The following is a 21729-nucleotide window of genomic DNA, read 5'->3' as shown; positions in this document are numbered from 1 at the left end:
ACTTGCTACGTAGGGGCGCTGCATGCTGCGCCCGTTAAGATAACCCGTAATTCGTGGACCAGAGGTACAGCATGAAGGCCGATTATGTCGCCGTTGATTGGGGCTCCAGCCAGCTACGCGCCTGGCGGATAGAAAACGGAGAGTGCACGGCACGGCAGAGCACCCCGCAAGGGATCAAGTTTGTGGGGAACGGGCAGCACGAGGCGGTGTTGCGAACGCTGCTGGCACCCTGGTGGGAGTGGATTGTGGCGCAGCAGGCGCCGGTATTGATGGCGGGCATGATTGGCAGCGACAGCGGTTGGCTGGACAGCGGCTATCAGGCCTTGCCATTGGAGATAAATGCAATTGCTGAGGGATGCATCCCGGTGCCCACATCGTTGCCCATTAAGCTGTGGCTAAGACCCGGCCTGGCGTTGCGCCACAAAGAGCGGGCCAACGTGATGCGCGGTGAAGAGGTGCAACTGTTAGGCGCTATGGCCTGCTTACAGGTGGATATCTATCTGTTCCCCGGCACCCACAGCAAATGGGTGAAACCACTGCGTAGTGAAGCGGCAATCACCATCGAAAGCTTTAGCACGGCGATGACTGGCGAGCTCTACCAACTGTTGTTACAGCACAGCCTTTTAGGTAAAGGGCTGCCAAGTGAAGGGGCGTTTGATTCATCGGCATTTAGCCAGGGTGTGGAAGAGACGCTGCAAAGCAACGAAGGGCTGATTAATCGCCTGTTCTATGCCCGTTCGCGCCGTCTCCTGGGCTATATGGCGCCGGAAGCGGTGGCCTCGTGGCTTTCGGGGGCGCTGATTGGCGAAGAACTGGCGCAACTGGCCCGCCACTGGCCAACCAGCAGCACCTTGGCGCTGGTGGGGGATGCCCCGCTGACCGGCCATTATCTTACCGCCTGCCAATTAGCAGGGCGTCAGGCCACGGTAATCGATGCGCAAACCGCAATGTTGAACGGATTCAGGAGGATTTATGCAGCCTTATAAATTGCCACTGGTGGCGATATTACGTGGGATCACCCCAGAAGAGGTGCTGGAACATGCCAGCGGCCTGCTCGCCGCCGGGTTTGAGATGATTGAAGTGCCGACCAACTCGCCGCGCTGGCAGGAAAGCGTGGAGTTATTACAGCGGCATTATGGCAGCAAGGCGCATATCGGGGCTGGAACGGTGATTGATGACGCTAAGCTGGATGCGTTGATTGCCAGCGGCGCGCCGCTGATGGTAACGCCGAACACCAATCCGGTGCTGATCAGCCGTGCTAAAGCGGCTGGATTGACTACCTGCATAGGTGCTATGACGCCCAGCGAAGTATTTGCCGCCTTGGAGGCTGGAGCGGATATCGTGAAGGTGTTCCCTGCGGCAATTATGGGTGTGGACTATGTACGCGCATTGGTGAGCGTGCTGCCTAAAACGACCCAGCTGTTTGCGGTAGGTGGCATCACCCCGGATAACCTGGCTGAGTATTTGGCGGCAGGGTATCGCGGGGCGGGATTGGGATCGGATTTGTATCGGGCGGGCCAAACGGCAGAGGAAACCCTGCAAAAGGCTCAGCGTTTTGCCGCCGCCTGGCGTGCTGCTAGCGCTTAATCCCGCATATGCTCACCGGCCTGTAAGGCAGACCGGTCGTAATGCTGCACGATGTGGCCGTTCTCCATCAGGGCGGCGCGTTCGGACATGTGGGCAATCACGTCACCGTCATGGCTGACCAGCAAGTAGGTCATGCCATGCTCGCGTTTGAGGTGGTTGAGCAGGTTGAGGATCTCCGCCTGCACCGACATATCCAGCGCCGAAGTGGGTTCATCCAAGAGCAGCAGCTTAGGCCGCAACAGCAGGGCACGGGCGATAGCGACGCGCTGGCGTTGGCCGCCTGAAAGCTGGTGGGGATAGCGCTGTGCCGTGGCCGCGCTCAGCCCTACCTGCCGCAAGGCTTCGTCGATCCGCGCCGTAATGTGTTTCTCACCGTGGATCTTCAACGGTTCACCCAGCGTACGGGCAATCTGATGCTGCGGATGTAACGAAGCATAGGGATCTTGAAACACCATCTGCACCTCGCGGCGTAATTGGCCGGTGAAGCGTTGCTGTGGTTGCAGAGGCTGGCCGAGCAAGCGTATTTCTCCATGCCATTCACGTTGCAAACCGGCCAGCACGCGCAGCACAGTGGACTTGCCACAGCCGGAAGCGCCAATCAGGCTGAAGGTTTCCCCCGCCTCAACGCCAAAGCTCACTGACTCCACGGCGATCTTATGGCCGTTGCCCTGCGGGAAGCTGACCTGCAAATTTTCAATTTCAATCAGCGCCATGTTCGCTCCGGGTAAAATCGATGCTGCGATCCAGCACCGGCAGATCCTGGCCGTAGGTGCTGGCATTGGGGCGGCAGGCCCACAGCGTGCGGGTGTAAGGATGGGTGGCTAGCGGCAGGTTGGCCGCGATCCCCTGATCCACCAGCTTGCCCTGATACATCACCAATACCCGGTCGCAACGTTCAGCCACCAGCGGCAGATCATGGCTGATCAGCAACAGCCCCATGTTACGCCGCGTGGTTTGTTCGACGATCAGATCGAGGATCTGATTACGTAATCTGGCATCCAGCGCCGAGGTTGGCTCATCGGCGATCAGCAGTTGCGGATCGTTGACCAGCGCAATCGCCAACATGGCGCGTTGCCCCATACCGCCGGAAAGCTGGCCGGGGTAGCTGTGATAGAGGCTCTCCGGCAAGCCGACGGCGGCCAGTGAGTTCAGCACCCGCTCATGGCGATCGGCCCGGGTTAGTGCGTTGTGCAGTACCAGGGATTCTTCGATCTGTTTACCGATGCTGCGTACCGGATTCAATGCGTAGCGCGGATCTTGCAGCACCATGGCGATTTTGGCGCCGCGTACCTCGTTCCATTGACGTGGCTGAAGCTTCAGTAAATCTGTCTCACGATAGTGCAGCTTATCGGCGGTGACGATGCCCGGCTTACGTACCAGCCCCATCAGGGCGCGGGCGGTCATGGATTTGCCGGAACCTGATTCCCCCACCAGCGCCACTTTCTCCCGGCCAATGCTGAAAGAAAGGCTATCCACCACCTTGTGGCCGTTAAATTCGATATTCAGGTTCTGTGCTGTCAGCAGTGGTTCAGTCATGATGCGGATCCAATAAGTCGCGCAGGCCGTCGCCCAGCAGGTTAAACGCCAGGCTGCTGATCAGGATCGCACAGCCAGGGATCGCTGCGATCCACCACTGATCGAAGATCACCTGCATCCCGTCGGCTACCATCGATCCCCATTCCGCCATTGGCGGTCGGGCACCCAGCCCCAGGAATCCCAGACCGGCGGCGGCCAGAATAATCCCCGCCAGATCCAATGCTAGCCGGACGACGGCAGAGGGCAGGCACATGGGCAGAATATGGCCCCATAGCAGGCGCGGCCCCTGAATGCCCATCATCTCGGCGGCGGCCAGGTAGTCGCTTTTACGCAGTAGTTGGATCTCGGCTCTGGCCTGGCGGGCATAGGCGGGCCAGGTGGTGAGCGCCAACGCCAGCGCGCCATTAACCAGCCCAGGGCCGAGCATCGCCACAAAGGCGAAGGCCAGGATCAGCCGTGGCATCGACATGACCACGTCGGTAAAGCGCATCAGCACGCGCTCCAGCCAGCCGCCGTAATAGCCGGATAGCACGCCAATCAGCAGGCCGAGCGGCAGGGTGATGGCCGTGACCAGCAGCACCAGCCCAAGGGTTGGCCGGGTGCCGTAGATCAGGCGGGAAAGGACGTCGCGGCCATAGCTGTCGGTGCCGAGCCAATGGCCAGCTCCCGGCGGTAATAGGCGGTTGGCAGCGTTCTGCCAGTTGGGATCGACCGGTGCCAACCAAGGCGCAAACAGCGCTATCAGCACCAGTAACAGCAGGATGGTGGCTCCGCAGGTGGCGGAAGGTGAGCGTTTAAGCAGCGTCATGGTCATTGGCGCGCCCTCGGATCGAGCAAGCGCACCAGCAGGTCGGTGAGATTGTTGATAATCACAAAGCACAGGCCGATCAGCAGCGTGCCGCCCATGATGGCGGTGGTGTCCCCGGCAAACAGCGCGGTGGTCAGATAGCGGCCAATGCCCGGCCAGGAGAACACGGTTTCGGTCAGAACCGCTCCCTCTAGCATGCTGGTATAGGCAAGCGCGATCACCGTCAGCAGGGTGCCGCTGATGTTGGGCAGCACGTGGCGGAACATGATGCGCATTTCGCTGGCCCCTTTGGCACGCGCCAGGGTGATGTACTCTTTATTCAATTCGCTCAGGCAGGCGGAGCGGGTTAGGCGGGTAATGCTGGCTAACGAATAATAGGCCAGCAGGCAAACCGGCAGCACCAGATGTGCCAACGCATTGCGCACGGCCCCCGTATCGCCGGAAAGCCAGGTGTCGATCAGCGCGAAGCCGGTTTTGGCCTCGACGGTGTATTGGTAGATATCGTCTAACCGCCCCGGCCCGGCGCTCCACTGTAGTTTGGCGTAGAACAGCAACAGCATCAGCAGCCCCAGCCAGAAGATGGGCACCGAATTGCCGAGCAGGGTAATAAAGCGCACGCCGATGTCCAGCTTGCTGCCGGCAAAACGCGCGCACAATACACCAGCCAGCACGCCGAGCGGGGCTCCAATCACCAACGACAGCGTGGCCAATTCCAACGTGGCCGGGAAGGCATGCAGCAGATCCTGCAATACCGGTTGGCCGGTGGCGCTGGCGGTGCCGAGATCGCCATGGGCCAGCCGCTCCAGATAGTGCCAGAACTGCACCGGCAAAGAGCGATCCAGGCCAAGCTGCTGTTTTACCTGCTCATAGGTGGCGGCGCTGGCGTGATCGCCGACGATCTGCAACACGCGATCCACCGGCGACAGGGCAGACAGCAGGAAGGTGATCAACAACAGGCCGAACAGGGTCAGCGCCAGCGTGAGCAGCCCCTGCGCCAATCCCCAAAGACGACGCCGGGAACGGCTTCCCGGCGTAGATTTTATTGCTACCGACATGGCAATCCTGATTATTTGCTAACGCGATCGTAATAGACCATATCTGCATTCAGGCCCTGTTGATAGCCTTTGACGTTATCGCGCAGCACCACCTGCGTTTTGGCCTGATCGATAAACACATACGGTGAACTGCGCTGCAATTCCTGTTGCATAGCGGTATAGAGCGCAGTGCGTTTGGCCGGATCGGCCTCTGCGACCGCTGCCAGCGTTTGTTTGCTTAGCTCAGGGATCTGCCAACTGTTCAGCCCGGCTACCGTGCTGCTTTTGCCGTCGTTATAGGCGAAAGCGCTGGCATTGGAGTGCGCATCGAAGTAATCCGGGATCCACAGGCGGATCGCCGCCTGATGCTGCTTGGCGCGTACGCGGGCATAGACCTGGCTACCGGCGGCAGGCAACAGATCGAGCTTCACGCCACCTTGGGCAAAGCTGGCCTGTAACGACTGGGCGATGGTGATAAACGGCGGTTTGTTTTCCACGTCCAGCGTCAGGCTGGCGTTGGTGATCCCGGCTTTTTCCAGGATCGCCTTGGCCTTGGCCGGATCGAAGCTGAACGGATTATCTTCCAGCGCTCCCGGCAGGCCGACCGGCAGGAAGCTCTGATGGACGAAGTATTGCCCTTTCAGCAGATCTTTGGTGATGCCCTGATAATCCACCAGATAGCGAGCTGCTTCCCAGAAGGCCGGGTTCTTCAGCAGCGGGTTGGCGGTATTACCGGTGTTGAACACCAGATAGTTTTGCTCGGCGGAAGGGATTTCCAGCACCTTCACGCCCGCCTGGCTTTTCAGCGCGGCGGTTTGATCCGGGCCGAGTTCACGCGCCACGTCGGCATCCCCTTGCTGGATCAGCAGGCGGCGCGCGCTTGGGTCTGGCACGTTCTTGATAATGATATTGCTCAGCAGTGGCTTATCGCCCGGTGAGGTTGGGTTGGCGTCCAGCACGATCGCCTGATGTGGCTGGTAAACCCGCATCTTGAACGGGCCGCTGCCCGCAGAGTGCATCTTCAACCAGGCGTTGCCGAAGTCATCACCCTTCACGTTAGGCTGCACGGCTTTGCTGTCGACGATTGAGGCGATCGGCGTCGAGAGGATATTCAGGGCAACCGCCGGGCTGACGTCTGCCGTCCAGCTCAGTTGCACGGTATGCTCGTCGATCTTTTTCAGCTGTTGTTCGATATTGTCCGGCTGCCAGCCGAGCACGTTGAGGATAAACGCCGGTGACTTGTTCATCTTCACTGCGCGGGTATAAGAAAAAATCACGTCGTCTGCAGTCAACGGGTTACCGGAGGAAAACGCTGCCTGTGGGCGCAGCTTGACCGTCAGGGTCTTGGCGGCGGCATCATCCTGCCAACTTTCCGCCAGCACCGGGATCACCTTGGCCGGATTGTCACGATCGGCCTGCACCAGACGCTGATAGAGGCTGGGGACGGTCTGGATGCTGGAAAGCTCATTGGCCTCAGCCGGATCCAGGCTGACGATATCGTCCAGTGACTGCACCACTACCAGCGTATTTGGCGGCGTGGCAGCCAGTGCGGTCGTGGAGAGGGCGGCAAGAATAAACAGCGGCAAGACTTTGGCTTTCATAGACGTTTTCCCTTAAATGTGCCGGTAAACCAGAACGGAGAAGAGGTTGTTCTCATTAGTTTTTTACGGCATTTCTGCCGCCAGAATGCCACGGTAGAACGTTGGTAAAAAACAGGCAAAGGCCAAGAAGTTATTTGATATGACGAAAAAGACTATAGAACCAGAAGGGGGGATTAACCAGAAGAAACCCTTCTATGAGAAGGGTTTTTTGAAAGGATGATTTACAAGGTTTTGCTTAACGTGGCGACCATCACCGCCTTAATGGTGTGCAGGCGGTTCTCTGCCTGATCAAACACGATGCTGTGCTCCGACTCGAACACCTCGTTGGTCACTTCCATACCGCCGTGCATGCCGTACTGTTCGGCCATCTGTTTACCCAGCGTGGTTTGATCGTCGTGGAATGCTGGCAGGCAGTGCAGGAATTTCACCTGTGGGTTGCCGGTCAGTTTCACCATCGCCATATTCACCTGATACGGCCTGAGCAGGGCAATCCGCTCCTGCCAGACTTCTTTGGCTTCCCCCATCGAGACCCAAACGTCGGTATACAGGAAATCGGCACCCTGTACGCCTTCGGCAATATCTTCCGTCAGGGTAATTTTGCCGCCGGTCTGCTGTGCGAGCGCCTGGCATTCTGCAACCAGCTCGGCCTGCGGCCAACAGGCCTTCGGCGCGACTAACCGCAGATCCATGCCTACCAGCGCGGCGGCTTCCAGCAGGGTATTGCCCATATTGTTACGTGCATCGCCAATGTAGGCGAATTTCACCTCGCTCAACGCTTTCCCCGGCAGGTGTTCACGCACGGTGAGCAGATCTGCCAGCAACTGAGTTGGGTGGAACTCGTTGGTCAGGCCATTCCACACTGGCACACCAGCGTGTTCTGCCAAGGTTTCCACCAGGCACTGGCCAAAACCACGATATTGAATACCGTCGTACATCCGGCCCAGCACGCGGGCGGTGTCTTTCATCGACTCTTTATGGCCGATCTGGCTGCCGCTCGGGCCAAGGTAGGTCACCTGAGCGCCCTGATCGAATGCGGCAACTTCGAAAGAGCATCGGGTACGGGTGGAGTCTTTTTCGAAGATGAGCGCAATGTTTTTGCCTTGCAGATGGCGGGTTTCCTGGCCTTGCTTCTTGGCCTGCTTCAAATCGGCGGCTAACTGCAACAAGGACTGGATCTCACTGGGGGTAAAATCCATTAATCTCAAAAAGTGACGACTGTAGAACGGGTTCATCTGGCTCATCTCCGTAAATCCCTATCGTTTTGATTGAATTTAAATTCACTTTATATGTATGAATATTCAATTTCAACCCCGAAGCAGAAATCTTTCACGTTTATCGTGGCAGCGGTGACAGCGGTGTGTGAAAATAGAAGTAACGAAGCCCATTTTATTGAGGATAGAGGCATGGCAAACCGCGAATTGCTGGAAGAACAACGTGAAGAAACCCGCCTGATCATCGAAGAACTGCTGGAAGACGGCAGCGATCCGGATGCGCTCTACACTATCGAGCACCATTTCTCTGCCGAAAAGTTTGAAGTTCTGGAGCAGGCCGCCGTGGAAGCCTTCAAGTTGGGCTACGAAGTGACCGATGCCGAAGAGCTGGAAGTGGAAGATGGCTCCATGGTGATGTGCTGTGACGTGATCAGCGAAGTTGCGCTGAATGCCGAGCTGATCGACAGCCAGGTAGAACAACTGGTGGCACTGGCAGAAAAATGCGGTGTCAATTACGACGGTTGGGGCACCTACTATGAAGATCCAAACGGTGAAGAAGGCGACGACGATGAAGAAGACGGCGACTTTATCGATGAAGACGACGACGGCAAACGTCATTAATTAAATCCTGCGGGCTGGCGCAAGCTGGCCCCTGATAGAACCCGATGAAATACCAATCTCTGTTATCCCCGATTTTAAACTTCTTGCACTGTGAAACCCCAGATGGCTGGATCGAAGCGGCCCGCCGCCCGGAAAACCTGCCCCTGTTGCTGACCGACCACCTGGTATGCGAGCTGAAAGCGGCGCAGACCGGCATGTGGCTGATCCGCCGCTACGTGGCCGATAAAGAGAGTGGTGATGCCCTGCTGGCACTGCTCAGGCCCTATGAGGCGTTTGTGCACGAGGCGCAGGAAGTGCCGGAAGAGCTGTTCCGCCAGAGCGCGTTTACCAGGAAGATCCTGCCGAAGAATGGCTCGGCCTATGGCCAGGATTTGGTCGACAAGATGGTGTTGCTGATCAAAGAGGAGTTGCATCATTTCTCGCAGGTGCTGGAGATCATGCAGGCCCGGCAGATCCCTTATAGAAAGATCACCGCCAGTCGCTATGCCAAAAGCATGATCCGCGAGGTGCGCACTCACGACCCGGCCACTCTGATCGATAAACTGATCTGCGGCGCGTATATCGAGGCCCGCTCCTGCGAACGCTTCGCCAAGCTGGCCCCGTTCCTGGACGATGAGCTGAACCGGTTTTATGTTTCGCTACTGCGTTCCGAAGCCCGCCATTATCAGGATTACCTGACGCTGGCAGAGCAGATCGCCGGCGGCGATATCAGCGAACGCGTGGCGTTTTTTGGCCAGTTGGAGGCGGAGCTGATCCGCTCACCGGACACCGAGTTCCGCTTCCACAGCGGCGTGCCGGTGGCGTAAAATCTCACAATCCGGCCCTTCCCACCTAGAGGCGAGGCCGGTCAGATTACTACCGAAAATCGGAGTACAACTGCTGGCCACGGTAGCCAATGCGTTGTGAGAGCTCCAGGGCAGTGTCAGAGATCATTTGCCCCAATGTGGCGATTTTCTCGGGTTGCTGGTTAATTTTGTTAAACAGGCTGGCGACGCTGATAGCGGCGTAGACCTTGCCCCGAAAGTTATAGACTGGAGCGGCAAGGCAGAACACCTCAGCATTATGTTCGCGATCGTCAACGGCGTAACCCTGCTGGCGTGCCTGATTTAAAATTGCGAAAAATTTCGCTTCATCAGTCACGGTATATGGCGTGATGGCTTGCAACCCACCGGTGCGGGCCAGAATGGTTTTTACCTCATCGTCAGGCAAGGTTGCCAGGATCGCTTTACCCAGCCCGGTGCAGTACAGCGGGTTGTTCGAACCAATTCTGGCGGAGGTTCTGACGGAGTTGGGGCTTTCCACTTTATCGAAATAAACCAACTCATCGTTATTGAGCAACGCCAGAAACACGGTTTCCCCCGCGATTTCGGCGAGCTTTTCAAGCATCGCATGTGCGACGTTGTGGAAAGGCGTTTGCTCCAGGTAACAGGCTCCTGTCTGGAACAGTTTTACGCCCAGCTTAAACGATTTCTGCTTTTCGTTGGCTTGCTCCAGATAACCTTTATCGAGCAGGGTGTAGAGAATATCAAAGGTAGTGCTCTTGGGGATGCCCAGTTGCTTGCTGATTTCGGTAATGGTCAGTTCGTTTTTGCTTGCTGCGACCAACTCCAGCATATCCAACGCCCGGGCAACCGAACGATTTATCTTTTCAGACACGGGCTTACCTCACCGTTATTGTTATAGCTGGCAGTATAACGAGGTAGCGAGGGTGAATACAGATCTGCTAAATAATAACCAAGCTACGGCTATTCACCGTAGCTTGTCTGTCCTGATTTCAGGACCGTTTTCCCTCATGAAACGCCTGGATAAAGGCTTGTGCTTGTTGGGTGATTGCCGCCCAGTTGCCTGCTTCGATCCATTGTTTATTAGTCAGTGCGCTCCCCACCCCCATCGCAAACGCACCAGCCTTGGCAAATTCGCGGGTATTTTCAAGCGTAATCCCGCCAACCGGGATCATCGATAGGTTATCCAACGGCCCTAACACCTCTTTCATATAATCAACGCCGAGGCTGTTGGCTGGGAACAGTTTTAACAAATCTACCCCCAGGCGGCAGGCCTGCAAAATCTCTGAGGGGGTCATCACCGCAGGGATCATCAGGCGTTGCTTTTCGTGCACCATCATCACCACATCGGGGTTGAAATCGGGGGAGAGGACAAAATCGGCACCGGCGTCCAGCACCAGCTGTGCCATTACCGGGTTTAATACCGTCCCCGCGCCTACACACATTCTGTTTCCCATCTCCTGCTTAAGCGCACTGATGCTTTCCAGGTGCCGGGTCGAGTTACAAGTGACCTCAACGACTCGAATGCCGCCGTCATACAGTGCATTGGCGAGGGGGATAATGCCCTCGGGCGCGACGCCGCGAACGATGGCAATCATGCCGGTTTCTTCTATGGCGCGAATCACGCGTTGTTTAATCATGGATAACCTCTTGGGAAATATCAGGGAGCGGGCTCCCCGATGACATCAATCCGTTACGGTCACCGGTTCTTTGACGATGAACCAATAACACAGTGCAGCACAGGCTGCGATAATCCCACCGCTGACAAATGCCAGGGTGTAAGAGCCAGTGACATCGGCAATCAGCCCGGTCACCAGCGGTGATAACGATCCGGCAAAATAGCCACCGAAGTTCTGGATGCTGCCAACCGAGGCCACCATGGACGCCGGGGCGACATCGCCAGGCAATGCCCAACCAGTTGCAGAAAGTGAAGAGAGCAGCGCCATGGCAATCACCAGCAAGGTCAGAGTGGCAGCCAGGCTATCCACCATTGGCACCGCAATAACAGCGACGCCGGCCAGCAGTGCCGAGACGCTGATGGTGACGCGTTTGGCTTTTAAGGATTCGGTGAAAATCTGTTTATCCACCAGCCACTTGGAGATGTAACCACCGGCAATGGCGCCGACAATCCCACCGAAATAGGGAATACTGGCGTAGATGCCTAATTCCTTGAACTGGATATTTTGGGTTTTCATTAAATAGAGCGGTAAGAATGTGGTGAAAATATTCATCATCCACACATAACAGAACCAACCTAAAATCATTCCCCAGATACAGCGATATTTAAACAGACCGCCCCAGCTGATTTTTTCAGCGTCTCCCGTCAGTTTTTGTGCTGTGCCGCCGCCGCCTTCTTTAATATAGTCCAGCTCTTCTTTGGTAATGTTTGGGTGCTGCTCTGGCTGGTGATAGGCGAAGATGAAAAACACTACGAAAAGAAAACCTATTGCCCCAGCAATATAAAACAGTGCACGCCAGCCGAATGGCACAATGATAGCGACCAGGATCGGCGGAGCGATGGCTGGCCCCCATTTGGACGCGGCATCCCAGAACCCGGTTGCCAACGCACGTTCACTTTTGGGGAACCATGAGGCGGTGATTTTCGCCGCTCCCGGCCAGCATGGGGCTTCTGTGATCCCCAACAGTCCACGGGCAAAAATCAGCGTCACCATACTGCTACAAGCACCGGTAAGCATGGTGGCACCGCTCCATAAGCCGACGGCCCAACCGTACACTTTTTTCGGGCCGAAGCGGTCAACCAGCCAACCGGCAGGGAGTTGGCAAAGCGCGTAGATCAGCGCAAAGACCGAGCCCAGCAATCCGATATCCGTATTCGATAATTCAAGTTCTTTCATCATGTCGGGCGCAGCAATGGAGAGGCTGGCACGATCGAGGTAGTTGACAATACCGCCAATCAATAAGAGGAATACAACAAACCAGCGCTTATTTCCTCGTTTTTTTGTTATAACTTTTTCATTAACGATGGTGTTCATAATCAGACCTTTTAATTTTGTGTAGGATACAAAGGAATTAAATAATCTGTCGGTGGTGAGCCAGGGCAAATAATCCAGAACTAGAAAGTGAACGATCTACCGATGCCAGGGTTACTTCCCCGTTAAACCACGGGTCATTTTTAATGAGGGTAGCGAAAGCGAATTTAAGCGTGTCTTTGCCGCATACTATGACGTGAGTATCCGGGGTAACCGTAAAGGCCTCGCTATTTTTGACCGCCTGTAGGTCATCTTGTAGCACGGCCCCTAACAGGACATTGGCTTTCTGGTTGAGCGTAAGTTGGCTGAACATATCCAGAACGCGTACAGAGAAACAAGTGCGGGACAAGCCCGTTTGCCGACATTGGTTCGCCCCTTGCAGCAGGGCTGGGGCTTCAATCTCCTGGGCGAATTGCCGCTCCAGGGAGTTGGCGAGGATCGTATGCCGGGTAATCACGTCCAGCAGTTCACCCCCGAGTGTTGTGACACAACCTTCAATGCGGTCCTGCGCATCTATCTTGACGAATTTAGAGTGCGAACCCGGCAGCACGATCAGCGCCGGGCCGTGGATGTCCAGGCTGGCGAGTACACCGATAGCTTCCGTCTCTTCGCCACGCATCATGTCCATCTGCTCGGCATTACCCAGCGTGACGGCAGAATCATGATTGCGAACTCCTGGTACAAACCAGATGGGTTCCTCGGCGATTTCTGGCAGATTGGCGCAGACCATGCCTTGAGCCAGTTCGCCAAGCCCGGCAGGCGCCAACAAATGCGGAATTTCGCATAATCCCACGTTGGAGGTGATCATACCCGATGACAGGTAAACCACGCGTTCAGCCGCTGGTATCGCGGCCAGATTTTTGGCTTCCTGAACGGCTTCGCGTACACCATCCATTAGCGTTGCAGTACTGCCAGAGATGGCGGTATCGCGTACGCCGATGGGGCGTGCCGCTTCAGCCAACAGCCGTTCGTCCTGCCAGGCACATACCCTGGTGTTGGTGGTGCCGGTATCGATAGTGATTATATACATGTCATTCTCGTTATTATTATCAGCGTAGGGTGCGGAGTGTATTAGCAATAGCGCTGGCGCCAGTTATCGCTAATAAATCTATTTGCTGTTCGTCGGAAATTATTCGCTGTGGGCTATCTATTTTTAACTGCTGTCGAATAACGTGCTGGTAAATCTCACAACGTTTCGCATGGCCAATTAAAAATATCTCGCCATGGAAATTAAACCCCTGGTGTTGGGCACGGGTAAAAACCTTGATATCGTCACCTGCCATGGCGCTTTCAAGGAACAGTTTGCGTTGCGGCGCTGTGGTCGGAAGCGCGAATTGTAAGAATCGGCTCATTAATATTGTGCGTAATAAACCACTCTCTTGCACGGCCTGGCAGGCGGCATCAATAATTTGCGGCTCTATTTTTGCCTGCGTCTCTTCTTCTGGCGTAGTGGCAACACTGGCTGCGACAAAGGTCTGCTTTAGGATTGCTGCATACACCTGGCCGCTTAAGGAGGTAATACTGCCGGCAATTTTCCCCTGTTGATTAATCGAAATCAGTTTGGTGGTGGAACCCAGCTCGATCAGGATACAGGGGAGCTTGGGCTGATAGCCCAACAGCAACCCGACAGCCTGAGTCTCTTCACCTCGCATCAGATCAATACCGCTGAGATTTTCCCATGAGGGGGCCGTCTGGTTACGAACGCCAGGGATCAGCATGACGGGAATATCCAACGCTAGGAGCTCATTGGCAGCAAATGGCACAGTATGCTGTGCCAATTCGTCAATCCCGACCGGTGCAACCAGATGGGGAACCTCATGCAAACCCAGGTTTGACGTGATCATGCCTGAGGCAATAATAAAGGTGATGTCCTGCTGAGCCTTACCGTTTCTTGCCAATAATTCCGTTACGCCTCGCACCATCTCCTGACGTAATAGATTATTACTTCCATGAGTGACGGTGGAGTTTACCCCTTCGCCGATCGTGATCTTGTCAATAATCTTATTGTCGGTGAATGCCAGCAGATAAATACGTGTCGTGGACGAACCTGAATCAATGACAATAAACATGCTCACTCCTTTAAATAGCGCTGCTGAGGCTGGTGTTTTTCATTAAAGGCTACGTTGTAAAATATCGCGCAGGGTGTCGGCATCTGGCACTCGTGGATTATTCTCCAGCACCACTTTCATGGTGGTTTGCACGTTATTGATAATCCAGTCGAAGTGTTCTTCTTTCACCCCCAGTTCAGTCAAGGAAGGGAGCATATTGATTGATGACAGCAATGACGTGACGGCCTGTACGCTGCTGTAAGCGGCTTGTGCAAGGGACATATCGCGAGTGTCCACCCCCATGGCATAGGCAATGGCGGCAAATTTTTCGGGGGCGGCCGACCAAGTGTATTCCATAAAAGCAGGATAAACCGCGGCGATCCCTTCTGCATGAACGACGTCAAGCAGCCCGCCCATTGGATGTTGCAGAGCATGTGGCAGCGCCGTACCGGCACAGTCGATCGCCATTCCGGCAAGCGTACTCGCCACGCAAACCTGCTCCCATGCTGCCAAATCGGTCACATCGGCATACACGCGTGGCAGGTTCTGTGTCAGCAGGGTAATCGCACGCAGAGAGAGCATTTCACTGACTGGGTGCGCATTGCGGGAGATATATGACTCCAGGGCATGGAACAAGACGTCGGCACCTGGCCCGGCGATCACGCGTTTTGGCAGAGTGAGCATCAGTTCGGGGTCAACAATCGAGGCTACCGGGTAGATTAACGGGTTAACCAAACCTTTTTTATCATGCGTTTCCGGGTTGGTGAACACGGCGGTACGGTTAGCCTCGCTGCCTGTGCCTGCCGTGGTCGGCACCAAGATATTTGGCAGCGCGTTCTGTGCCTGGGCTTTGCCAAATACATAATCCCAGATGCTGCCTGGATTGCAGGCACAAAACGCGATGCCTTTGGCCATATCCATTGCGCTGCCACCACCAATACCAATCACCAGATCGCATTGCTCCTGGCGTGCCATTTCAGCACCGGCTTCCACCAGTGTGGAGAGCGGGTTTTGCATAAATTTGTCATAGACGGCAAATGCCACCCCGGCGGCAGCCAGGGTTTCCTGTGCCCGAGCGAGTAGGCCCGTGGACTTGGTGTTATCAGAGACGACCAACAGTGCTTTCTTCCCGTACTGGTGAGCGATGCTACCAAGCAGAGCAAATTTGCCAGGGCCAACGTGAAGTTTGACAGGGTTGTTGAAGATAAAACTGTTCATTAGTTATCCTTTTCGTCCGCATATTCGGATCGTGTTCGCATTTGTGATTATACTGGCCGTGTTTCATCCTGCATTCAACCCTTTTTGCTGGATTAATGAGCGCAATCACATTTTTTCTAGTTGTTGGTGAATTAGGGGGAAGTAAACAGGGGGGATTTTTTAACGTGATTTGCAGCTATGGTTAACTGACAGCAAGCCAACATCGGCTTGCTGTCTATTTGGGCTATTCACCCAGTATCAAATCCACCGCCTTCTCGGCCAGCATAATGGTGGGGGCATTGGTGTTGCCGCTGGTGACCTGCGGCATCACCGAACAGTCGACCACTCGCAGCCGCTCAAAGCCATGCACCCGCAACTGCAAGTCGGTCACCGAGTCCTCCGTATTTTGCCCCATACGGCAACTGCCCACCGGGTGATAGACCGTCTTGCAGAAGTTGCGCACAAACTCCTCCATCTGCGCCTCATCGTTTACCCACGCTGGTTGTGGCATCAGCAGATCTTTAATCAGCGGCTTGAGAGAGGCGGTTTCCAGGAAGCGCAGGCCAAATTTCACCGCGCGAATGCTGCCCGCCAGATCGTCTGGATGACCAAGATAGTTGGCCTGGAGCTTGACGGGATCGGCGGGGTTACGGCTGCGTAACTGCACCTGGCCACGCGCTTTGGGTTGTAGATAACCGACCTTGAGCGACATGCCGTGGATCGCCGGTAGCGGTTCGCCGGGCACGTCGTCCCAACTGTCGAGTATCGGCAGGAAATGTACCTGCACGTCTGGCCTGCCATTGCCTTGGGAATCGGCGAAGGCGGCCCCCTCCAGTACGTTAGAGGTCAAGACGCCGCTGCGAAAAGCCAGCCACTCGGCACCGTGACGCAGCGCCTGCAAGCCCCGATCGGCACCGAACAGGCTGACAGGTTCACGGGTGCTGACGTTAATCGATATATGCAGATGGTCGTGGAAGTTTTTGCCCACCGGCAGATCGGCCAGCGGTGTAATACCCAATTGCTCCAGATGTTCGCGTGGGCCGATGCCGGACAGCATCAGGAGCTTCGGTGAGCCAACTGCCCCGGCGCTGAGGATCACTTCCTGGCTGGCGTGGGCGACGATCTCATTGCCACCGTTCAGGCTGTAGACTACTCCAGTTGCCACGTTGTTTTCGAAGGTGACGCGATGCACCAGCGCGTTGAGTTTCACCACTAGGCGCGAGTTATCGCGTACGGCTTGCAGATAGGTACGGGAGGTGCTGGCGCGTTCGCCATTATGGGTGGTGGTTTGGTAGAAACCCACGCCGTGCTGGCTTGCGCCGTTAAAGTCGTTGCGATAGGGCAGATCCAACTCTTGGCCTGCGCGGATAAACGCCATGCTGAGCGGATGGCGGTAGCGGTTCTCGCTGACCGGCAGCAACCCTTCGTTGCCGTGATACTCATCCGCCAGGCTTTCATTGGCTTCGGCGCGTCTGAAGTAGGGCAGCACGTCCTGATAGCTCCAGCCGGTACAGCCATACTGTTGCGCCCAGTCGTCGTAATCCTGCGGTTGGCCGCGCAGATAGATCATACCGTTTACCGAGCTACTGCCGCCCAGCACCTTGCCCTGGGCGATTTGCATGCGGCGGTTATTGGCGTGCGGCTCTGGTTCGGTTTCATACGGCCAGCTTTTCTTGGCGATGATCTTGGCAACCCCGGCGGGCATTTTGATAAACAGATTATTGTCGTCGCCGCCGGCTTCCAGCAGCAGGATGCGGGCCTGGGTACGGCGGATGAGCTGTGCCGCCAACACGCAACCCGCCGAGCCTGCGCCAACAATAATATAATCGAAGTTATTTTCTGACATGACCGTTCCCTGTGCGTGGTGGTTAGAGACTGTCATGGCAGAGTAACTCAGAGGAATAGTAGGTCAATTTGCGATCGTTAATTTATTAACGAATATCACAATAAATTTACATTAAAGAATTCAGCATCAGTTTAACTGGCTGAAATATAAAAATACCGTGCGTTTTTTTGAATAATGTTGATGTTAATGATTTTTTGAGGGTGATGTGTTCTCTCCCTCACCCCAACCCTCTCCCCAAGGATAGGGAGCCAGTTCAGTGATGCGATTAGTCATCAGATTAAAATTATGGCTAGGGAGTTGTTGCGAAATTAAGGTCAGGCGTAGGAGCTAATCTATGGCACATTCGGTCCCCTCTCCCTGTGGGAGAGGGTTAGGGCGAGGGGGCATTGCGGCGGTTAAAGTGACTTTAGCATGGTGACTTCGCAGTCGCCGTGGCCGGTATTGCCCATGGCACAATCGATATGCTCAAAACCAAGATGCTCATACAGGCTAATCGCCTGCTGCAACGTGGCGGTCGTTTCCAGATAGCAGCGGTTGAACCCTTGCTGGCGTGCAAACTCCATCGCCTGTAGCGCCAGGCGTTTTGCCAAACCTTTGCCACGCAGCACCGGCAGGAAATACATTTTCTGTAATTCGCATACGTCGATCTCACCGCCTTGCAGCGGCGCAACACCACCACCACCGGCAATCTGACCGTCTATCTCCACGACCCAGTAGGCGCTGCGCGGTTGACTATAGAGTTGGAACAAGGCATCCAGATTGGGATCGGAAACGGTATAACCTTTATCCGCCGTCAGGCCATGTTCGGCGGAGACTTCGCGAATAACGTGAGCAATAGCGGCATTATCGTCGGCCGTGATTGGGCGTACCAGAAGACGCACTGGGGTGGCTGTTGTCATGTTTATACTCACCATCAAAGGGAACCTGAGGGGACCCGGAATTTCGTTGTTATTACGGAATGCACCGCATCAATATTACTTTGTAATACCACTTAAGCCAGGCTCTTGGCAATGCCGATAAAAAAACAGCGGGGAAAAATCACCCGCTGTTTTTAATCGGTAGTTTGCAGAATTACAGTGCAGCGATAGTCGCCTGCTGCTCCTGTAGCTTCAGCTTGCCTTCTTTGCAGGCTGCCAGGCGTTCACGCTCTTTGGCCACTACCGCTTCCGGTGCGCGAGCCACAAAGCCTTCGTTGGACAGTTTGCCTTCGATAGAAGCAATCTCACCATCCAGTTTGCCCATCTCTTTCGACAGACGCGCGATTTCCGCATCCTTGTCGATAAAGCCCGCCATCGGGATCAGCAGTTCGGCACCGTCGACCAGCTTGGTGACTGAAACCGGGCCTTTCTCGCCCGCAGGCAGCAGGGTGATGGAGCTCAGGCGCGCCAGGCGTTCGATAAAGCTCTGGTTTTCCTGCACGCGACGTTGGGCATCACCATTGGCGTTACGCAGCAGCACTTCCAGCTGTTTGCTTGGCGCGATGTTCATCTCGGCGCGGATGTTACGTACCGCGATGATCGCCTGCTTGATCCATTCCAGATCGTTCAATGCCTGCTGGTCTTCCAGCGCGGCGTCAAAGGCCGGGAACGGCTGCAGCATGATGGTGTCTGCTGTTTCACCGGTCAGAGGCTTGACGCGCTGCCAGATGGTTTCGGTGATAAATGGAATGATTGGGTGCGCCAGGCGCAGCAATGCTTCCAGCACGGTGATCAGCGTATTACGTGTGCCACGCTGTTCCGCTTCGCTGCCGTTGATCACGACCGGTTTGGTCAATTCCAGATACCAGTCGCAGAATTGGTTCCAGGTGAATTCGTACAGGATGCCCGCCGCGATATCGAAGCGATAGGTGTCCAGCGCCTCACGGTAGGCTTTCACCGTGCGGTTGAATTCGGCCAGGATCCAGCGATCGGCCAGCGACAGCTGCATTTCGCCACCGTTGAAGCCGCAGTCGTGCGCTTCGGTGTTCATCAGCACAAAGCGGCTGGCGTTCCACAGCTTGTTACAGAAGTTGCGGTAGCCTTCCAGGCGCTTCATATCCCAGTTGATGTCACGGCCAGTAGAGGCCAGTGCTGCCAGGGTAAAGCGCAAGGCGTCGGTGCCGTGCGGTTCGATGCCGTTCGGGAACTGCTTCTCAGTGCGCTTGCGGATTTTCTCTGCCAGCTGCGGCTGCATCATGTTGCCGGTACGTTTCTCCAGCAGATCTTCCAGCGAGATACCGTCAACCATATCCAGCGGATCGATGACGTTACCCTTCGACTTGGACATCTTCTGCCCTTCGTCGTCGCGGATCAGGCCGGTCATGTACACGGTTTTGAACGGAACCTGTGGTTTGCCGTTTTCATCTTTAACGAAGTGCATGGTCAGCATGATCATGCGGGCAATCCAGAAGAAGATGATGTCGAAGCCGCTGACCAGCACGCTGGTCGGGTGGAAGGTCTTCAGATCCGGGGTCTGCTCTGGCCAACCCAGGGTCGAGAAGGTCCACAGGCCGGAAGAGAACCAGGTATCCAGCACGTCTTCGTCCTGGTTCAGCGCCACGTCGGCACCCAGGTTGTTTTCGCGACGAACTTCTTCTTCGGTGCGGCCAACGTACACTTTGCCTTCGGCGTCGTACCAGGCCGGGATGCGGTGGCCCCACCACAGCTGACGGGAGATACACCAGTCCTGGATATCGCGCATCCAGCTGAAGTACATGTTTTCGTACTGCTTAGGCACGAACTGGATCTCACCTTGCTCAACCGCTTCAACCGCGACTTTGGCCAGCGGTGCGGTACGCACGTACCATTGGTCGGTCAGCATTGGCTCGATAACCACGCCGCCACGGTCACCGTAAGGCACGGTCAGATCGTGAGGTTTGATCTCTTCCAGCAGGCCGAGTTCGTCAAAGGCGGCAACCACGGCTTTACGCGCAGCAAAGCGCTCCAGGCCACGGAACTGCGCTGGCAGCTCGCCGCTGTAGGCGGTGCTGGCTTCGCCCAGGGTGTCGAACACCTCGGCTACTTCGAGGATGTCACCGTCGAAGCTCAGGATGTTGATCATCGGCAGGCCGTGACGCTTACCCACCTCATAGTCGTTGAAGTCGTGTGCCGGGGTGATTTTCACGCAGCCGGTGCCTTTCTCCATATCGGCGTGCTCGTCACCCACGATGCGGATGCGGCGGCCCACCAACGGCAGAATGATCTCTTTGCCAATCAGATCCTTGTAGCGTGGATCTTCCGGGTTTACCGCTACGCCGGTATCACCCAGCACGGTTTCCGGACGGGTGGTGGCAACCACCAGGTAGTCTTTGCCTTCCGCCGTTTTTGCTCCATCGGCCAGCGGATAGCGCAGGTGCCACATGGAACCTTTGGACTCGCGGTTTTCCACTTCCAGATCGGAGATGGCGGTGCGCAGTTTTGGATCCCAGTTCACCAGGCGTTTGCCACGGTAGATCAGATCTTCTTTGTACAGGCGGACAAACACTTCTTTCACCGCGTTGGACAGGCCTTCATCCATGGTGAAGCGCTCGCGCTCCCAATCCACGGAGTTGCCCAGACGGCGCATCTGGCGGGTGATGGTGCCGCCGGACTCGTCCTTCCACTGCCAGATTTTATCGATGAACGCATCGCGGCCATAATCATGGCGGGTTTTATTTTCTTCTGCGGCGATCTTGCGCTCAACCACCATCTGGGTCGCGATACCGGCATGGTCGGTACCGGCTTGCCACAGGGTATTTTTACCCTGCATGCGCTGGTAGCGGGTCATGGTGTCCATGATGGTCTGCTGGAACGCGTGGCCCATATGCAGGCTGCCGGTGACGTTCGGCGGCGGGATCATGATGCAGAAACTTTCCTGGCTGGTATCGCCATTCGGTTTGAAATAGCCCTGGCTTTCCCAGTGATCGTACAGCTTCTGTTCGATCTGGGTTGGGTCATAGGCGGTATCGAGATCGGTGTTGGTCTTTTCCATTTTTATTTCAAGGTTCAGTTAGTTGGCGGCGTGGCCGTGGTCAAATGGAAGCCGACGCTGCGATAGGCTTTGTAACGTTCGCGCGCCAACTGTTTCAAGGTGTCTTCGTAAGGGACGAAGTCTACCACTTCATGGAAAGCAGTAGCAAAATCTGCAAACTGCGGCAGCAGGGCGATCAGCAGATCGCGCGGGGCATTGCCGCGTTTGCCTGGCCAGCACAGCTCGACCGGCGCGCCAAAGTTTGGCCCTTCGCCTGCGAGATTGTGCGGCACAAATTGGTGTGGTTCACGTTGCCACAGGGCTTCATCCAGCCGCTGGGCCTGCTCCTGGCTTTCACAGGCGATCAGCACCCGCTTGCCAGCGCGCCATCTTTCGGCGGCAACGGCACAGGCCACAGCCTCGTGTGCACTGAGCGCACCAGCGGGTTCTGCGTGTTCAAGAAGGTAGAACGTTGCCTGTTTCATGATTCAATTCACCGTGGCCAAAAAATGTAAGGGCACAGCGTGCTGTGCCCTCGGTG

General features: G+C 55.8%; 20 protein-coding genes. 4 read left to right on the top strand and 16 right to left on the bottom strand.

Annotation, left to right across the window (positions count from 1 at the left end; genetic code table 11):
* Positions 1 to 71 precede the first annotated feature (71 nt).
* The gene (locus tag IMQ33_RS16455) at positions 72 to 986 is read left to right on the top strand and encodes a 2-dehydro-3-deoxygalactonokinase (RefSeq protein ID WP_196062148.1); all 915 of its coding nucleotides are present in this window, start codon (positions 72 to 74) and stop codon (positions 984 to 986) included.
* Entirely contained in the window at positions 973 to 1587 is a 615-nt protein-coding gene (locus tag IMQ33_RS16450; RefSeq protein WP_196062149.1) for a 2-dehydro-3-deoxy-6-phosphogalactonate aldolase, read from the top strand. The genes IMQ33_RS16455 and IMQ33_RS16450 overlap by 14 nt, the downstream gene beginning before the upstream one ends.
* On the opposite strand, the gene IMQ33_RS16445 is transcribed toward IMQ33_RS16450, so the two are convergent.
* From IMQ33_RS16445 to argF, 6 genes are all read right to left on the bottom strand, one after another.
* Positions 1584 to 2300, bottom strand: a complete 717-nt coding sequence (locus IMQ33_RS16445; protein WP_196062150.1) for an ABC transporter ATP-binding protein — start codon at positions 2298 to 2300, stop codon at positions 1584 to 1586. The genes IMQ33_RS16450 and IMQ33_RS16445 overlap by 4 nt on opposite strands.
* Positions 2287 to 3123: an ABC transporter ATP-binding protein gene (locus IMQ33_RS16440; RefSeq protein WP_098928944.1), complete on the bottom strand. Its 837-nt coding sequence runs from the start codon at positions 3121 to 3123 to the stop codon at positions 2287 to 2289. The genes IMQ33_RS16445 and IMQ33_RS16440 overlap by 14 nt, the downstream gene beginning before the upstream one ends.
* Positions 3116 to 3937: an ABC transporter permease gene (locus IMQ33_RS16435; protein ID WP_024483417.1), complete on the bottom strand. Its 822-nt coding sequence runs from the start codon at positions 3935 to 3937 to the stop codon at positions 3116 to 3118. The genes IMQ33_RS16440 and IMQ33_RS16435 overlap by 8 nt, the downstream gene beginning before the upstream one ends.
* A complete protein-coding gene (locus IMQ33_RS16430) occupies positions 3934 to 4986 on the bottom strand; it encodes an ABC transporter permease (RefSeq protein WP_161712729.1) in 1053 nt (350 codons plus the stop codon). The genes IMQ33_RS16435 and IMQ33_RS16430 overlap by 4 nt, the downstream gene beginning before the upstream one ends.
* An 11-nt stretch (positions 4987 to 4997) precedes the next feature.
* The gene (locus IMQ33_RS16425; RefSeq protein ID WP_024529419.1) at positions 4998 to 6566 is read right to left on the bottom strand and encodes an ABC transporter substrate-binding protein; all 1569 of its coding nucleotides are present in this window, start codon (positions 6564 to 6566) and stop codon (positions 4998 to 5000) included.
* Between the two features lie 221 nt (positions 6567 to 6787).
* Positions 6788 to 7807: an ornithine carbamoyltransferase gene (gene argF / locus IMQ33_RS16420; protein WP_024485837.1), complete on the bottom strand. Its 1020-nt coding sequence runs from the start codon at positions 7805 to 7807 to the stop codon at positions 6788 to 6790.
* Positions 7808 to 7969: 162 nt separating this feature from the next.
* On the opposite strand from argF, the gene rraB reads away from it, so the two are divergent.
* Together rraB and miaE are read left to right on the top strand one after the other, a co-directional pair.
* Positions 7970 to 8398: a ribonuclease E inhibitor RraB gene (rraB, locus tag IMQ33_RS16415; protein WP_024529417.1), complete on the top strand. Its 429-nt coding sequence runs from the start codon at positions 7970 to 7972 to the stop codon at positions 8396 to 8398.
* A 44-nt stretch (positions 8399 to 8442) separates the two neighbouring features.
* A complete protein-coding gene (gene miaE, locus IMQ33_RS16410; protein ID WP_021807809.1) occupies positions 8443 to 9204 on the top strand; it encodes a tRNA isopentenyl-2-thiomethyl-A-37 hydroxylase MiaE in 762 nt (253 codons plus the stop codon).
* A gap of 49 nt (positions 9205 to 9253) precedes the next feature.
* Here the strand turns inward: miaE and IMQ33_RS16405 are convergent, their stop codons facing one another.
* From IMQ33_RS16405 to IMQ33_RS16360, 10 genes are all read right to left on the bottom strand, one after another.
* Positions 9254 to 10054 carry an IclR family transcriptional regulator gene (locus tag IMQ33_RS16405; protein ID WP_065684316.1) on the bottom strand — a complete coding sequence of 267 codons (801 nt, stop codon included), beginning with the start codon at positions 10052 to 10054 and terminating at the stop codon, positions 9254 to 9256.
* A 118-nt stretch (positions 10055 to 10172) separates the two neighbouring features.
* Complete coding sequence (locus IMQ33_RS16400) at positions 10173 to 10820, bottom strand: bifunctional 4-hydroxy-2-oxoglutarate aldolase/2-dehydro-3-deoxy-phosphogluconate aldolase (protein ID WP_196062151.1); 648 nt, start codon at positions 10818 to 10820, stop codon at positions 10173 to 10175.
* Positions 10821 to 10865: 45 nt separating this feature from the next.
* On the bottom strand, positions 10866 to 12173 hold the full coding sequence (locus IMQ33_RS16395; protein WP_065684318.1) for an MFS transporter: 1308 nt from the start codon (positions 12171 to 12173) through the stop codon (positions 10866 to 10868).
* Between the two features lie 37 nt (positions 12174 to 12210).
* Positions 12211 to 13200 (bottom strand): 2-dehydro-3-deoxygalactonokinase, encoded by a 990-nt coding sequence (locus tag IMQ33_RS16390; protein WP_196062152.1) that lies wholly within the window; start codon positions 13198 to 13200, stop codon positions 12211 to 12213.
* A 19-nt stretch (positions 13201 to 13219) separates the two neighbouring features.
* Positions 13220 to 14239 (bottom strand): 2-dehydro-3-deoxygalactonokinase, encoded by a 1020-nt coding sequence (locus IMQ33_RS16385; protein ID WP_065684320.1) that lies wholly within the window; start codon positions 14237 to 14239, stop codon positions 13220 to 13222.
* 42 nt (positions 14240 to 14281) lie between these two features.
* A complete protein-coding gene (locus tag IMQ33_RS16380) occupies positions 14282 to 15436 on the bottom strand; it encodes an iron-containing alcohol dehydrogenase (RefSeq protein WP_065684321.1) in 1155 nt (384 codons plus the stop codon).
* A 223-nt stretch (positions 15437 to 15659) separates the two neighbouring features.
* Positions 15660 to 17261, bottom strand: coding sequence for a GMC family oxidoreductase (locus tag IMQ33_RS16375; protein WP_065684322.1), 1602 nt, complete (start codon positions 17259 to 17261; stop codon positions 15660 to 15662).
* Positions 17262 to 17656: 395 nt separating this feature from the next.
* Positions 17657 to 18160 carry a GNAT family N-acetyltransferase gene (locus tag IMQ33_RS16370; RefSeq protein WP_161712732.1) on the bottom strand — a complete coding sequence of 168 codons (504 nt, stop codon included), beginning with the start codon at positions 18158 to 18160 and terminating at the stop codon, positions 17657 to 17659.
* Positions 18161 to 18332: 172 nt separating this feature from the next.
* The gene (locus tag IMQ33_RS16365; RefSeq protein WP_024529413.1) at positions 18333 to 21209 is read right to left on the bottom strand and encodes a valine--tRNA ligase; all 2877 of its coding nucleotides are present in this window, start codon (positions 21207 to 21209) and stop codon (positions 18333 to 18335) included.
* A gap of 14 nt (positions 21210 to 21223) precedes the next feature.
* Positions 21224 to 21673, bottom strand: a complete 450-nt coding sequence (locus IMQ33_RS16360) for a DNA polymerase III subunit chi (RefSeq protein ID WP_021179113.1) — start codon at positions 21671 to 21673, stop codon at positions 21224 to 21226.
* Positions 21674 to 21729 lie beyond the last annotated feature (56 nt).

The sequence above is a fragment of the Serratia sp. Res13-Sevr-LER1-36-b genome (genome assembly GCF_015673035.1).
GTDB classification, from domain to species: domain Bacteria; phylum Pseudomonadota; class Gammaproteobacteria; order Enterobacterales; family Enterobacteriaceae; genus Chania; species Chania fonticola_C.
The sequence above is the reverse complement of the archived record's forward strand: the minus strand, read 5'-3'. Positions and strand labels throughout refer to the sequence as shown.